General features: G+C 72.1%; 10 protein-coding genes. 8 read left to right on the forward strand and 2 right to left on the reverse strand.

Annotated features, from left to right (window positions below; all coding sequences use genetic code 11):
• Nucleotides 1-95 precede the first annotated feature (95 nt).
• The 3 genes from ACK8GG_RS11895 (at nt 96) to ACK8GG_RS11905 (ending at nt 4,611) form a co-directional block, all read left to right on the forward strand.
• Nucleotides 96-1,364, forward strand: a complete 1,269-nt coding sequence (locus tag ACK8GG_RS11895; protein ID WP_440352367.1) for an MFS transporter — start codon at nt 96-98, stop codon at nt 1,362-1,364.
• Between the two features lie 65 nt (nt 1,365-1,429).
• Nucleotides 1,430-2,854, forward strand: a complete 1,425-nt coding sequence (locus tag ACK8GG_RS11900) for an outer membrane protein assembly factor BamB family protein (RefSeq protein WP_440356301.1) — start codon at nt 1,430-1,432, stop codon at nt 2,852-2,854.
• An 89-nt stretch (nt 2,855-2,943) separates the two neighbouring features.
• The gene (locus ACK8GG_RS11905; RefSeq protein ID WP_440349368.1) at nt 2,944-4,611 is read left to right on the forward strand and encodes a fumarate hydratase; all 1,668 of its coding nucleotides are present in this window, start codon (nt 2,944-2,946) and stop codon (nt 4,609-4,611) included.
• A 131-nt stretch (nt 4,612-4,742) separates the two neighbouring features.
• Here ACK8GG_RS11905 and ACK8GG_RS11910 read toward each other — a convergent pair whose 3' ends face one another.
• Nucleotides 4,743-7,139 (reverse strand): DNRLRE domain-containing protein, encoded by a 2,397-nt coding sequence (locus ACK8GG_RS11910; protein ID WP_440356302.1) that lies wholly within the window; start codon nt 7,137-7,139, stop codon nt 4,743-4,745.
• A gap of 205 nt (nt 7,140-7,344) precedes the next feature.
• Here ACK8GG_RS11910 and ACK8GG_RS11915 point away from each other — a divergent pair, with 205 nt between their 5' ends.
• Nucleotides 7,345-8,754, forward strand: coding sequence for a class II fumarate hydratase (locus ACK8GG_RS11915; RefSeq protein ID WP_440352369.1), 1,410 nt, complete (start codon nt 7,345-7,347; stop codon nt 8,752-8,754).
• Between the two features lie 61 nt (nt 8,755-8,815).
• Here the strand turns inward: ACK8GG_RS11915 and ACK8GG_RS11920 are convergent, their stop codons facing one another.
• On the reverse strand, nt 8,816-9,517 hold the full coding sequence (locus ACK8GG_RS11920; protein ID WP_440352370.1) for an IclR family transcriptional regulator: 702 nt from the start codon (nt 9,515-9,517) through the stop codon (nt 8,816-8,818).
• Between the two features lie 269 nt (nt 9,518-9,786).
• Between ACK8GG_RS11920 and ACK8GG_RS11925 the strand changes: the two genes are divergently transcribed.
• The 4 genes from ACK8GG_RS11925 to rlmB all read left to right on the forward strand — a co-directional run bounded on the left by ACK8GG_RS11925 (nt 9,787) and on the right by rlmB (nt 14,953).
• Nucleotides 9,787-11,109, forward strand: coding sequence for a bifunctional o-acetylhomoserine/o-acetylserine sulfhydrylase (locus tag ACK8GG_RS11925; protein ID WP_440352371.1), 1,323 nt, complete (start codon nt 9,787-9,789; stop codon nt 11,107-11,109).
• A gap of 6 nt (nt 11,110-11,115) precedes the next feature.
• The gene (gene metX / locus ACK8GG_RS11930) at nt 11,116-12,306 is read left to right on the forward strand and encodes a homoserine O-acetyltransferase MetX (protein WP_440356303.1); all 1,191 of its coding nucleotides are present in this window, start codon (nt 11,116-11,118) and stop codon (nt 12,304-12,306) included.
• Nucleotides 12,307-12,413: 107 nt separating this feature from the next.
• Nucleotides 12,414-13,829 carry a cysteine--tRNA ligase gene (gene cysS, locus ACK8GG_RS11935; protein ID WP_440356304.1) on the forward strand — a complete coding sequence of 472 codons (1,416 nt, stop codon included), beginning with the start codon at nt 12,414-12,416 and terminating at the stop codon, nt 13,827-13,829.
• The gene (rlmB, locus tag ACK8GG_RS11940; protein ID WP_440356305.1) at nt 13,829-14,953 is read left to right on the forward strand and encodes a 23S rRNA (guanosine(2251)-2'-O)-methyltransferase RlmB; all 1,125 of its coding nucleotides are present in this window, start codon (nt 13,829-13,831) and stop codon (nt 14,951-14,953) included. Before cysS ends, rlmB begins: the two co-directional genes overlap by 1 nt.
• Nucleotides 14,954-14,982: the final 29 nt, after the last annotated feature.

Here is a 14,982-nt window from a genome sequence, read left to right on the forward strand (position 1 = left end):
CACTCTAGGCCGGGCTGCCGTACGGCGTTGAGCTGGGGCTTTCGTCTGGAGGCGAAAGCTTCGCCGGCCGGTGAGGCACCGGGCAGGGTGACGGCGTGAGCACCTCTTCATCCGCCGCCGCCAGGCCTGGCGCGGCCCCGTCGCCGGATCCGACGCGTCGCGCCACCTTCGCCGACGTCTTCGCGGTGCCGGAGTTCCGGACCGTCTTCGCCAGCTTCGGGATCTTCATGATCGGCGAGACGGTGAAGATGCTGGCACTCTCGGTGCTGATCTACGAGCGGACCGGTTCGTCGCTGATCGCCGCGCTCGCGTACGTCGCGGGCTTCCTGCCGCACGCACTGGGCGGGATCTTCCTGCTCTCGCTCGCCGACCGCTGGCGTCCCCGGGTGCTGATGGTCGGCTACGACCTGATCCGCCTGGTGATGGTGGTGGTCCTGGCGACCGGGGTGCTGCCGCCGGTGGCGATGCTCGCTCTGGTCTTCACCGTCGGCCTGGTCGCCCCGGTGAGCAACGCCGCCCGGACCGCGCTGCTGCCGGACCTGCTCGACGGGGACGCCTACGTCCTCGGCCGGTCGCTGTTCACCGTCGCCGCCGGCGCCACGCAGGTGCTCGGCTTCGGTGTCGGCGGGCTGCTGCTCAACCTGGTCGGCCCGTACGGCGCGCTCTGGCTGACCGCCGCGACCTGCGCGATCTCGGCGCTGCTGCTGCGCTTCGGGCTGCGTGACCGGCCACCTCGGACGGCGGCGCCGGGTGCCGGCGCGCCGGGTGCGATCGGTGAGACGTGGCGGGTGAACCGTCTGCTCCTGGCCGACCGGCGGGTGCGGGGTCTGCTGCTGGCGCAGTGGCTGCCCGGTTCCCTGCTGGTCGGGGCCGAGGGGGTGGTGGTGCCCTACACCGCTGCGCTGGGCAGCGGGCTGGACGCCGGGACCGCCTCGGGAGTGCTCTTCATGGCCGCCGCGGCCGGGATGCTCGTCGGCGACCTGATCGTCGGCCGGTTCGTCGCGCCGGGGATGCGGGAACGGCTGACGCCATGGCTGGCGCTGCTGCTCGGCGTACCGATGCTGGCCTTTGTGCTGAATCCCGCGCTGGCGCCGGCGGCGGCGCTCTTCGCCCTCGCGACGGCGGGTTCGGCCTATCAGCTCGGTCTGGCGCGACGGTTCCTGGAGGCGGTCCCGCCGGAGCGCCGGGGTCAGTCGTTCGGGCTGGCGGGGATCGGGTTCATGACGGCGCAGGGTGCGGCGGCGGCCGGTGCGGGGGCGCTCGGCGAGGTGATCGCACCCGGGATCGTGATGGCGCTGGCGGGCGGCGGGTCACTGTTGGCGACGCTGCTGCTCTGGCGCTGGCTTTCCGGCAAAGACGCCTAAATGGGCATGACACGGACTAATCGGGATAACGTGCGTGTCGGGGCAGTCCGGTTACCGTACCTCCCGTGGCGAAGGGGAGCGGCCCGTGCGTGAGTTGTTACCTCGCGCTGGCCCTGATCACCGTGGTGGTCCTCGCCGCGACCGGAATCTGGAACCCGTTCCCCGGCATGTGGGAGTGGCTGGGCAGCAGCCGGTCGCTGAGTGAACCCGCGCCGGCCTGGCAGGCCCGGGTCGGCGGACGCCCCACCCAGGTCACCTTCGCCGAGAACACAGTCATCGTCGAGCAGCGCACCCGGGTCGAGGCGCGCAGCCTCGCCGACGGCACGCAGCTCTGGGAGCGCAAGGCCGACTGGGCGGCCGTGGCGGGCGGCCCGGCCGACGCCGTGGTCGCCGTCGGCAAGATCCTGGAGAAGGGGTACGACCTGCTCGACCCGCGGACCGGGGCGGTGCGCCGCCGCGACGACGACGCTGTCGCGGTCTGGACCTATCGCGACATGCTTCTCGACGCCCGCTGCGTCGCCCCCACCGACTGCACCGTCACCGCCTGGGACCCGCGCGGCACCAGTCCGCTCTGGAGCGCCGCCCTGCCCGGCGTGAACACCGGCCTGCTCGCCGACAACCCCGACCTGCTCGCCACCCGGCGGCTGACCAGCCACCGCGTCGACCCGGCCGCCGGCGGCCCCGAGTACGTCCCGGGGCTGCTCGGATTCCCCGTCGACGAACGGGTCTACGTGCTCAACACCGCCACCGGCCGGATGCTCTACGAGGCCGAACCCGGCCCGGAGGAGCGCAACAGCGTCGTCGGCGGCCGGCTGCTGCGCATCCACGCCCGCCCCGGCGACGGCACCTGCTACATCACCGTGACCGGCCGCGACCCGGCGACCGGCGTGCAGGCCTGGCAGCGGGCCGGCATCAACCTCCGCACCGCCGACAGCGGCGGCTGTGCCCAGCGCGAGGACCCGCAGGGCGCCCGCAACGTGCTCCTGGGCACCGGCCCGGACGGCAGGGAGACCGTGCTGGACGCCTACGACGGGCAGCTGCTCTGGATCGGCGACGCCGGGGAGAAGGTGATCGGCGTCGACGACCGCTACGTGCTGGTACGCGGCGTCGACGGCAGTACCGTCGACGCCCACGAACTGGGCGTCACCGGTGACCGGTGGAACCGCCGGCTCGACGGCAAGAGCACCGGGGCGCTGACGCCGTACGCCGCGGTGCTCGTCGGGGACGAGCCCGACCGGGTGATCGCGGTCAACCCCGGCACCGGCGCGGACCTGGCGAACCTGCGCACCCGCGCCGACGTGCTCGCCGTCGGCCCCAGCGGCATGATCATCGGCGAGGGGCGGGAGATCGGGTACGTCCGCTTCGACGGCGCCCCCGGCGACGACGGCGGCTACGACCCCGGCAGCGGGTACGGCGACGAACCCGGCCCCGCGCCCTCCCTCAGCTGCGGCGGACCGAAGAACGAGGTCTGCGAACCGGTGCGCAAGTAGCCCTGCCGCTGCCGCCGGGATGAGAGAGGCGTCCCATGACCGCCCGGGGGGTGCCGGGCCCGCTCCGCTCTGACTTAGGCTTTCCGCTCATGAGCAGTGCCGCGTTCTCCTACGCCCCCCTACTGCCGACCGGGCCCGACCAGACCGAGTACCGGCTGATCACCGACGAGGGTGTCGACGTGGTCGACGGCCCCGGTGGCCGCCGGTTCCTCACCGTCGACCCGGCCGCGCTGACCGCGCTGACCGCCGAGGCGATGCACGACATCGCCCACTACCTGCGGCCGGCGCACCTGGCCCAGCTGCGGTCGATCATCGACGACCCCGCCGCCAGCCCCAACGACCGCTTCGTGGCGCTGGATCTGCTGCGCAACGCCAACATCGCCGCCGGCGGCGTGCTGCCGATGTGCCAGGACACCGGCACCGCGATCGTGATGGGCAAGCGGGGCCGGCACGTGCTCACCGACGGCACCGACGCCGAGGCGATCTCGCGCGGCGTCTACCAGGCATACACCAAGCTCAACCTGCGCTACTCGCAGCTCGCCCCGCTGACCATGTGGGACGAGCGCAACACCGGCTCCAACCTGCCGGCCCAGGTGGAGATCTACGGCGAGGACCCGGACGGGCACGCCGACGCGTACAAGTTCCTCTTCATGGCCAAGGGCGGCGGCTCGGCGAACAAGTCGTACCTCTACCAGGAGACCAAGGCGCTGCTGAACCCGACGCGGATGATGCAGTTCCTCGAGGAGAAGCTGCGGCTGATCGGCACCGCGGCCTGCCCGCCGTACCACTTGGCGATCGTCGTCGGCGGCACCTCCGCCGAGTACGCGCTCAAGACCGCCAAGTACGCCAGCGCCAAGTATCTGGACAACCTCCCCACTTCGGGATCGGCGACCGGCCACGGCTTCCGCGACCTGGAGCTGGAGGCCGAGGTGCTGGAGCTGACCCGCAACTTCGGCATCGGCGCGCAGTTCGGCGGCCGTTACTTCTGCCACGACGTACGCGTCATCCGGCTGCCCCGGCACGGCGCCTCCTGCCCGGTGGCGATCGCCGTCTCCTGCTCGGCCGACCGGCAGGCGGTCGCCAAGATCACGCCGTCGGGTGTCTGGCTGGAGAAGCTGGAGACCGACCCGGCCCGCTTCATGCCCGACGTCACCCCCGAGCAGCTCGACGGCGGCTCCCAGGCGGTCAAGGTCGACCTGAACCGGCCGATGGCCGAGATCCGCGCCGAGCTGTCGAAGTACCCGGTGAAGACCCGGCTGTCGCTGACCGGTCCGCTCGTCGTGGCCCGCGACATCGCCCACGCCAAGATCGCCGAGCGGCTCGACGCCGGTGAGCCGATGCCGCAGTACCTGCGCGACCACGCCGTCTACTACGCCGGCCCGGCCAAGACCCCCGAGGGGTACGCCTCCGGCTCGTTCGGCCCGACCACGGCCGGCCGCATGGACGCCTATGTGGAGAAGTTCCAGGCCGCCGGCGGATCGCACATCATGCTCGCCAAGGGCAACCGGTCGGGGCAGGTCACCCGCTCCTGCCAGGAGCACGGCGGCTTCTACCTCGGCTCCATCGGCGGCCCGGCCGCCCGGCTGGCGCAGGACTGCATCAAGCACGTCGAGGTCCTGGAGTACCCGGAACTCGGCATGGAAGCGGTCTGGAAGATCGAGGTCGAGGACTTCCCCGCCTTCATCGTCGTCGACGACAAGGGCAACGACTTCTTCTCCGAGGTCACCAAGCCGGTCCTGACCGTCGGCCGCCGCTGAGTCGCGTCCGGCGTCCTGCCGCCGCCTGAACGAACGGCGCCCCGTTCATCGAGAGCATCGATGAACGGGGCGCCATTGTCTTCGGGGTTCGTGCCGGCCGGGATCGTCGTGGCAGGACGCCCGGAGCGGCGTCAGCCGACGTAGAAGTAGTGGTACATCTCGCCCGACGTGACGCCGTCGGCGCTCCGGCTGGAGACGTAGAGGTAGTGGCTTCCCTCGGACTCCGGCGTCAACGTGATCGTCGCGGTGCCGTCCGGGCCCGCCGCCACCGTGTGCTCTCCGCCCCTCCAGCGGTACACGAACTCCGTCGTCCCCGGCATGGCGGCGGTCAGCGTGAACTCGCCGGGCGTCCCGGCCCCCGCCCCACCGCCGGAGGGCGGAAAGTCCTCGCCGGTCACCGTGGGCGCGAGCGGCAGCAGCATGAACATGTACTCGGTCGGGTCGGAGACGATCGAGCCGACGACCGCGCGGACCGTGAGCGTCACCCAGCCGCTGGTCTCGGTCGGGTAGGAGCGCGGCGTCCACGTGATCGTCGCGCTGCCGTCCCCGGCAGCCTGCACTGTCTCCTCCTGCTCGCCGAAGGAGTAGACGTAACCGGTTACGCCCTCGCTCGCCGGGCGGAAGGTGAAGTCACCGGCGACACCGGGGCCGCCCGCTGCCGAGTACTCGGGGTAGGTCGCCGATTCGACGGTCGGGGCGTGGGAGGCGACCTGGAATGAGACGTTCGCGGTCTCGGAGACGGTGCCGTCGCTGCTGCGGCTGTCCACTTGGAGCGTGTGGTATCCGGATTTGGTCGGGGTGTAGACCACGCTCGCGGTGCCGTCGGGCTGCGCCGCGACCGTCTGCTGCGGACCGCGGTTGACCGACCAGATGTATTCGACGGTGTCGGGCATACCCGGACGGAAGACAAAGGTGCCGGGGGTGCCGGTGGGAGCGCCGGTCCTTCCTCCGATCGGGTACTCCACCGAACTCACGCTCGGCTGGGTGACGAGGTAGATGTCGAGGCGGCTGATGCCGCTGGGCAGCCCGCCAGAGGTACGGCTGGTGACGGTGATCTGGTTCATCCCGGGCCGACGCGGCACCACGGTCACGGTCGTCGTGCCGTCCGCGCCCGCCGGTACGGTCACCGGATCGTCGTCGTTGAACCGATAGGTGTACTCGACGACGTTGTCCATCCGGGGGGAAAAGGTCAGTTCACGCGGCTCGCCGATGCGGGCGGAGGGGTTGGCGTCGGTGATGAACGGCGCCGTGGGACGTACCAGGAACCGGTAGTACGTCTGGCCCGAGCGGTTGCCAGCCTTGTCCACACTCCACACGTACAGCGTCCCGGGGCCGTCCGAGGTCGGCGCGATGGTGACGTCCACCGAGCGGCTGCCCTCGTCAACGGCGACGAAGTCCGTCGGCCCGATCTCGCCGTACCGGAAGCCCGCCAAGTCGTCGGAGTCGGCGGTGAAGGTAAAGGTGCCGGGAATGAACGGTCCGCCCTGCCAGCTGCCCTCCGGGTAGTCGGTGGAGGTCACGGTCGGAATCGCCGGCGGGGTGGCGTCCAGCGTGAACTCACACGCGGGCGACCAGTCGGAAGCCGCGTGCTCGTCCGCAGCCTTGACCGCGAAGGCGTACCGGCCGTCGGGGAGGGACTGCGGGACCCGGTACTGCAGGGGCGTCGGCGCGTAGTAACGGCTGGACTCCCACTCCGTGCGCTCGTCCGGCCGGTCCGCCGGCCAGTACGCGAACGTCGCGGTGACGAGGTCGCCGGCCCAGCCGTCCCGGCTGTCCGGATCGGTGATCCGCGCGGAGAGCGTTGGGGTGCGGCTGGTGGTGAAGAGGCCCTCGGCGCAGTCGCGGTTGTCGACCCGGAGTTGCGTGGGGGCGTGCGGAGCCGCGTTGGCCTTGATCGAGACTCCGATCGGCTTCAGGCGGCGGCCGTGCTGCGGGTTGTCCTGGTGGTCGCCCTTGATGCGCAGCAGGAAGGTGACCTGCTCCTTGCCCTCATCGAGGGCATCCTGGAGGGCGTCGGCGAGGTCGATTTCCAGGCGGGGAGCGGGGCAGATGGCGTAACCGGCCCCCACGTCACCGACCTTCGCTTCCGTGGCGGGGGCGTCGTTCCAGGTCGGTGCCGACGAGGGGTCGGCGGTACGCCAGATCTCCACCTCGCGCGGCCGCTCGCAGTCGGTGACCGCGGTCTCGCCCGTGTCCGCGCCGGCCTCGATGATTGTCTTGCCCTGGTACGGGGCGAGATCGAAAGTCAGGTAGGCCTGGGACGTGTGCATTCCCGTGTCCGACTGCCATTTGCCGACCGGAAAGTCGTTGTCGGCCGGGAAGCTCGTGTCGGGCTGACGGGAATCGGTGTAGTTGACGCTGACCGGCCGGACGTACTCCCAGACTCCGGCGGCGGCGGGGGAAGCGGCCACGACCACGGCGGCGGTGGCGGTGAGGGTGCCGGCGAGCAGTGCGGCGAACGACTCACGGGGCCGACGAGATGGAGCCTGTGTAGATCCGGGCAGTGCGGGATAGCGGCTGGGGGGCAACTCAACTCCGTTTCCGAACGGGCAAGAGGTCGAAGAGTTTACCTATAAAAGATCATTAGGAGAGCGATATAAAAGCGCTCACATCTGCCAGAGGTGGATCAATCGCCATTGCTCCCGGCCAACGTGCCCGGCGATCATGCCGACCGCGTGCGACACCTGTGATGCGTACACGATCGCCCGGCGCGGACCCGGCAGCCGGGGCAGGATGGATGTCGTGACGACTCCTGAGGAAACCGGCTACCGGATCGAACGTGACTCCATGGGCGAGGTCGAGGTACCCGCCGAGGCCCTCTGGCGGGCCCAGACCCAGCGCGCCGTGCAGAACTTCCCGATCTCCGGGCGGGGTATCGAACCGGCGCAGATCCGCGCGCTCGCCCAGATCAAGGGCGCCGCCGCGCAGGTCAACGCCGACCTGGGCGTACTGGATCCGAATGTCGCCGCCGCGATTGCCGCGGCGGCCGCGCACGTAGCCGCCGGCGGCTATGACGACCAGTTCCCGATCGACGTCTTCCAGACCGGCTCGGGCACCTCGTCCAACATGAACACCAACGAGGTCATCGCCACCCTGGCGAGCCGTGAACTCGGCGCCGACGTGCACCCCAACGACCACGTCAACGCCTCGCAGTCCAGCAACGACGTCTTTCCCTCCTCGATCCACCTCGCCGCGACCGAGGCCGTGATGAGCGGCCTGGTGCCGGCGCTGGCGCATCTGGCGCAGGCGCTGGAGGCGAAGTCGGCCCAGTTCGAAACCGTGGTCAAGTCCGGGCGTACGCATCTGATGGACGCCACCCCGGTCACCCTCGGCCAGGAGTTCGGCGGGTACGCCGCCCAGGTCCGCTACGGCATCGAGCGGCTGGAGAGCGCCCTGCCGCGCCTTGCCGAACTGCCGCTGGGCGGCACCGCGGTCGGCACCGGCATCAACACCCCGCTCGGCTTCGCCGCCGCCGTCATCGAGCGGCTGCGGGAGATGACCGGCCTGCCGCTGGCCGAGGCCCGCAACCACTTCGAGGCGCAGGGTTCCCGGGACGCGCTGGTGGAGACCTCCGGTCAGCTCCGTACCATCGCCGTCGGCCTCTACAAGATCGTCAACGATCTGCGCTGGATGGGCTCCGGTCCGCGCGCCGGACTGCGCGAGCTGCGCCTGCCCGACCTCCAGCCCGGTTCGTCGATCATGCCGGGGAAGGTGAACCCGGTCGTGCCCGAGGCGGTGCGCCAGGTCTGCGCCCAGATCATCGGCAACGACGCCACCATCGGCTTCGCCGGCTCCCAGGGCGACTTCGAGCTGAACGTCATGCTGCCGGTGCTCGCCCGCAACCTGCTGGAGTCGATCCGGTTGCTGGCCGCGTCGAGCCGGCTGCTGGCCGACCGCTGCGTCGCAGGCGTCGAGGCCAACGAGGAGATCTGCCGGGCGTACGCGGAGGGGTCGCCGTCGATCGTCACCCCGCTCAACCGCTACCTCGGGTACGACGAGGCCGCCTCGATCGCCAAGGAGGCGCTCGCCAAGGAGCTCACCATCCGCGAGGTGGTGATCGCCCGCGGCCACGTGCACGACGGCCGGGTCACCGAGGAGCAGCTCGACGAGGCGCTCGATGTGCTCCGCATGACCCACCCCTGATCCGGTGCGGCCGAGACCGCACCGTCGTCGTCGGCGGTGTGGCCGGCGTCGGCCGCGAAGCTCAGGACAGGGCGGTGGCCACGGCTGTGGCGGTGGCGCTGACCTGGGTGATGACCACCGGCAGCTCCAGTGGGCTCATGGCGACGACGCCGACGCTCGCCTCCAGTCCGGGCACGCCGAGCACGGGGGCGGCCACGCCGTAGGCGCCGGCCTGGAGTTCGCCGCGGGTGCTCACCGGCCGGCCGTCGCCGGCCCGCCCGGCAAGAATCGCCTGCCCGGCCGCGCCGCGCGCCAGCGGATGCCGCGAACCCGTCCGGTACGCCACGTGGAAGGCCGTCCAGCTCGGTTCCACCACCGCCAGCGCCACGCCCTCGTCCCCCTCGGCGACGGTGAGGTGGGCGGTGGCGCCGGTCTGTTCGGCGAGCCGGCGCAGGGCCGGCAGTGCGCCGTCGGCGAGCAGCGGCTGTGCCCGCCGGGCGAGCTGAAGCACACCGGCGCCGAGCCGGAGCCGGTTTGCGGTGTCGCGCCGGAGGAGGCCGTGCGCGAGCAGCGGCGAGAGCAGCCGGTAGACGGCCGCCCGGCCCACCCCGAGCGCGGTGGCGGCCTCGGTGACGGTCAGCCCGCCTGTCGCGTCCGCGACGAGGTGCAGCAGCCGCAGGCCGCGGTCGAGGGTCTGCGCCGATTCGCCCGGCCGGTCCGCGTTCTCCACAGCACGCAGCGTACGGCCGATGCGGCCGCCAGGCCCGCCCGAGGCTTCCCACATGCCCCGAGGGATTCCCGAGATCCGGGACAGGCGTTTCACATCGCAGAAGCGCCCGCGTAGCCTGATCGACATGTCCTGCCGAATGTGTTGCTGATCAGCGCACGCTCGGCGGTGCCCGTAGACGGCCAGCGCATTCCTCGTCCATCGACGAAATGCCCTGCTCCGGCCGGGCCACTCCTCGGCACCCGGCAGCGTGCGATTCGCGTACCGAACACCCCAGCCGACGGCGCGCCCGCACAACCGAACGCGCCCACCCCGAGGAGCTTCCCGTGACCGATTCCGCCAACTGGTCCTTCGAGACCCGCCAGATCCACGCCGGCCAGGCACCCGATCCCGCCACCGGCGCCCGCGCCCTGCCGATCTACCAGACCACCTCGTTCGTCTTCCCGGACGCCGGTGTGGCCGCCGACCGGTTCGCCCTGGCCGACCTCGGCCCGATCTACACCCGCATCGGCAACCCGACCCAGCAGGCCGTCGAGGAGCGCATCGCCTCCCTGGAGGGGGGCGTCGGCGCGCTGCTGGTCGCCTCCGGCCAGGCCGCCGAGACCCTCGCGATCCTCAACATCGCCGAGGCCGGTGACCACGTGGTGGCCAGCCCCAGCCTCTACGGCGGCACCTACAACCTGCTCAAGCACACCCTGCCGAAGCTCGGCATCACCACCACCTTCGTCACCGACCCGCACGACCCGCAGGCCTGGCGCGACGCGGTCCAGCCCAACACCAAGCTCTTCTTCGCCGAGACCATCCCCAACCCGCGGGCCGACTTCCTCGACATCCGTACGGTCGCCGACGTCGCGCACGCCGCCGGGGTGCCGCTGCTGGTCGACAACACCGTCGCCACGCCGTTCCTGGTCCGGCCGCTGGAGCACGGCGCCGACGTGGTCATCCACTCCGCCACCAAGTACCTCGGCGGGCACGGCACCGCGATCGCCGGCGTGATCGTCGACGGCGGCAGCTTCGACTACGCCCAGCACCCGGAGCGCTTCCCGAACTACAACACCCCGGACCCCAGCTACCACGGCCTGGTCTACGCCCGCGACCTCGGCGTCGGCAGCGCGTTCGGGGCGAACATGTCGTTCATCCTCAAGGCGCGCGTGCAGCTGCTGCGCGACCTCGGCTCGGCAGTCTCGCCCTTCAACGCCTTCCTGATCAGCCAGGGCCTGGAGACGCTCTCGCTGCGCATGGAGCGCCACGTCGCCAACGCCCAGCGGGTCGCGCAGTGGCTGGAGGCCCGCCCGGAGGTGGGCACCGTCCACTACGCCGGCCTGCCGTCGAGCCCCTACTACGAGCGGGCCAGGCAGTACGCCCCGCGGGGCGCCGGCGCCGTGCTGGCGTTCGAGCTGGAAGGGGGCGCCGAGGCGGGCAAGGCCTTCGTCTCCGCGCTGCAGCTGCACTCGCACGTGGCGAACATCGGTGACGTGCGGTCGCTGGTGATCCACCCGGCCTCCACCACGCACAGCCAGCTCACCCCCGCCGAGCAGGCGCTCTCCGGTGTCACCCCGGGGCTGGTCCGGCTCGCCGTCGGCATCGAGGGAATCGAGGACATCCTCGCCGACCTCGACGCCGGCTTCCGGGCCGCCAAGGGGGCCTGACCGGCCGTGCCCGAGCACTCCGCGGCCGTCCCGCCCCGCCCGGCTCCGGCCGGCGCGGGCCGGGACGGCCGCGCCCTTCCCCCCGCCAGCGGCGCCTGGCGCGAAGGTGACCCGCCGGGGCGGCGGCGCTTCGCCGACCTGGGCGCCCTCGACCTCGTCAGCGGCGACCGGCTGCCGGGCGTACGGCTGGCGTACGAGACGTGGGGGCAGCTCAACGCCGCGCGCGACAACGCGGTGCTGGTGCTGCACGCCCTCACCGGCGACTCGCACGTCACCGGGGCGGCCGGTCCCGGCCACCCCACCCCCGGCTGGTGGGTGTCGCTGGTCGGCCCCGGCGCCCCGATCGACACCGGCCGCTGGTTCGTCGTCGCCCCGAACGTGCTCGGCGGCTGCCAGGGCAGCACCGGCCCCGCCACGAGGGCACCGGACGGCCGTCCCTGGGGCAGCCGCTTCCCACAGCTGACCGTCCGCGACCAGGTAGCCGCCGAGGCCCGGCTCGCCGACGCGCTCGGCCTCGACACGTGGGCGCTGGTCGTCGGCGGGTCGATGGGCGGGCAACGGGCCCTGGAATGGGCGGTGGGCCAACCGCAGCGGGTGCGCGGGCTCGTCGCAGTCGCCACCAACGCCCAGACAACCGGCGACCAGATCGCCGGCCTGCACACCCAGCTCGCGGCGATCGCCGCCGACCCCGGATACGCCGGCGGCGACTACTACGACGCCCCCGACGGGCACGGTCCGCACGCCGGGCTCGGCCTCGCCCGGCAGATCGCCCACCACAGCTACCGCAGCGCCGCCGAACTGGACGCCCGCTTCGGCCGCGCAGCCCAGGGCGCCGAGGAGCCGCTGCGTGGCGGCCGGTACGCCGTGCAGTCCTACCTGGAACACCACGGCGACAAGCTGGTACGCCGCTTCGACGCCAACAGCTACGTCACGCTGACCCGCACGATGATCACGCATGATGTGGGGCGGGACCGCGGTGGCGTCGAGGCGGCCCTGGCCCGGGTGAGCGCCCGGGCGCTGGTCGTCGCCGTCGACTCCGACCGGCTCTTTCCGCCGGCGCAGTCCGCCCGCATCGCCGCCGGAATCCCGGCCGCGGAGCCGCTGCGCATGATCAACTCCGACTTCGGCCACGACGGTTTCCTGGTCGAGGCCGACCAGCTCGGCACGCTCGTCGCCGACTTCACCGCCACCCGGTGAACCGTGCGCCGGTCGTACCCGCGGACCCGGGCAGCCCTCGGCTGACGCCGGGCGCCGAAGTGAACGCTGCGTCGATCGCCGGGCGGCCCGGCCGCTACCCTTGCAGGGTGACGCTACGCCTGTATGACACCGCGACCCGATCGGTGCGGGACTTCGTGCCCCGCCAGGCCGGTGAGGTGAGCGTCTACCTGTGTGGTCTCACCGTCCAGTCCCCGCCGCACATCGGCCACCTCCGTTCCGGCGTCAACTACGACGTGCTGCGCCGCTGGCTGCTGCACCGCGGCTACGCCGTGCGCTTCGTGCGCAACATCACCGACGTCGACGACAAGGTCCTGGAAAAGTCGATCGAACAGGACCGGCCCTTCTGGGCGATCGCCTACGCCAACGAGCTGGTGCTCGCCGCGGCGTACCGGGCGTTGAACGTGCTGCCGCCGACCTACGAGCCTCGCGCCACCGGGCACGTCCCGGAGATGCACGAGCTGATCGCCGAGCTGATCGCCGCCGGACACGCGTACGTCGCCGGCGACGGCTCCGGTGACGTCTACTTCGACGTCGCCTCCTACCCGCAGTACGGCGCCCTCTCCGGCCAGCACCCCGACGCCATGCAGCCGGCCGGCGACTCCCCGGAGCGCGGCAAACGGGACGTGCGCGACTTCGCCCTCTGGAAGGGTGTCAAACCGGGCGAGCCGGCCGACGCGTACTGGCCCTCGCCGTGGGGTCGGGGCCGCCCGGGCTGGCACATCGAGTGCTCGGCGATGGCCCGGCGCTACCTCGGTGACGAGTTCGACATCCACGGCGGCGGGGTGGACCTGACCTTCCCGCACCACGAGAACGAGATCGCCCAGTCCAAGGCGGCCGGGTTGCCGTTCGCCCGCTACTGGGTGCACCACGGCCTGCTCAACCTCGGCGAGGCCAAGATGAGCAAGTCGCTGGGCAACGTCATCGACCTGGCCCACGTCACCAGTCTCGGCGTACGCCCGGTGGAGCTGCGCTACTACTTCGTGGCCGCCCACTACCGCTCCCGCATCGACTACTCCGACGAGGCGCTGCAGGAGACCGCGGTGGCGTACCGGCGGGTCGAGGGCTTCGTCCAGCGGGCGGCCGAGCAGGTCGGGGCGGGTGCCCCGGGTGAGATGCCCGAGGCGTTCGCCGCCGCGATGGACGACGACCTGAACACTTCCGGCGCGCTGGCCGTGCTGCACGACACCGTCCGCGACGGCAACGCCGCGCTCACCGCCGGCGACGACGAGGCGCTGCGGGCCGCCCTGGCGGCGACCCGCGCCATGCTCGGCGTGCTCGGGGTGGACCCGCTCGATCCTGCCTGGCAGGGCAGGGGGGAGACTGGTGAACTGCGGACGGCGGTCGACGCGCTGGTCGCGCTGGCGTTGGAGCAGCGCGCGCAGGCACGTAGCCGTAAGGACTGGGCGGCGGCCGACGCGGTAAGAGACCAGTTGAAGCAGGCCGGCGTGATGGTGGAAGACACCCCGCAGGGCCCGCGTTGGACGATCGGAGAACAACACTGATGGCCGGCAATTCGCAACGCCGTGGCCGGCGAGTCACCCCGAAGGCGACGGCAAAGAAGGGGACCGGCGGCAAGAACCGGGACTCGCTGGCCGGTCGCGGCCGGACGCTCCCCGCCGACGAGCGCCCCTGGCACAAGGGCTACTCGGGTACCGAGAAGCTGCCCCAGCGCACCGCCTGGAAGCAGGACAAGGAGCGCCGCGCGGCGGCCGAGGAGGGGCGCGCCCCCAAGATCGGCACCCCGGGCGCCAAGGACACCACCTGGGGCAAGGGCGGCGGTCGCGGCACGGGCGCTCCCGCTCGCCGCGGCGGCGCCGGCGGCGGCAGGCCGGGCGGCCGCTCCGGCCCCCGGGTCGCCCCCGGACGCAAGTCCAACCCGGCCCGGGACACCCCCGAGCTGCTGGTCGGCCGGAACCCGGTCGTGGAGGCGCTGCGTTCCCAGGTGCCCTCGACCGCGCTCTACGTCGCCCACGGCATCGAGGTCGACGACCGGATCAAGGAGATCATGCGGACCGCGGGTGACCGGGGAATCGCGATCCTGGAGATCAGCCGGGCCGAGCTGGACCGGATGACCGGCGGCGTGCTGCACCAGGGCGTCGGGCTCCAGGTGCCGCCGTTCGCGTACGAGCCGTTCGACGAGATGGTCTCGGCTTCCCTGGAGCAGACGGCGCCGCTGCTGGTGGCGCTGGACGGGGTGACCGACCCGCGCAACCTGGGCGCGGTCATCCGCTCGGCCGCCGCCTTCGGCGCGCAGGGTGTCTTCATCCCGGAACGCCGGGCCTCCGGCATCACCGCGACGGCCTGGCGCACCAGCGCCGGCGCGGCCGCCCGGGTGCCGGTCGCCCAGGTCACCAACCTGACCCGGTCGCTGAAGTACTGCCAGGAGGCGGGTTTCGTGGTGGTCGGCCTGGACGCCGACGGCGAAACCGACCTGTACGACCTGGAGGTCGCCGTCGGCCCGCTGGTGGTCGTCGTCGGCTCCGAAGGGCGCGGCCTGTCCCGCCTGGTCGGGGAGACCTGTGACCTGCGGGCCAGCATCCCGATGGTCTCCGAGGTGGAGTCGCTCAACGCCAGCGTCGCCGCCGCGGTGACGCTCGCCGAGATTTCCCGCCGCCGGGCGGTCTGATCACCGGCTGCTCTCCGCGCACCGATCCT

The sequence above is a fragment of the Melissospora conviva genome (assembly GCF_049523535.1).
Lineage (GTDB): Bacteria > Actinomycetota > Actinomycetes > Mycobacteriales > Micromonosporaceae > Melissospora > Melissospora conviva.

Excerpts from the sequence above, each read along its gene's own strand:
- ACK8GG_RS11905 (WP_440349368.1), top strand. The coding sequence starts at position 2,944 with ATGAGCAGTGCCGCGTTCTCCTACGCCCCCCTACTGCCGACCGGGCCC.
- ACK8GG_RS11915 (WP_440352369.1), top strand. The coding sequence starts at position 7,345 with ATGGATGTCGTGACGACTCCTGAGGAAACCGGCTACCGGATCGAACGT.
- ACK8GG_RS11920 (WP_440352370.1), bottom strand. The coding sequence starts at position 9,517 with ATGTGGGAAGCCTCGGGCGGGCCTGGCGGCCGCATCGGCCGTACGCTG.
- rlmB (WP_440356305.1), top strand. The coding sequence starts at position 13,829 with ATGGCCGGCAATTCGCAACGCCGTGGCCGGCGAGTCACCCCGAAGGCG.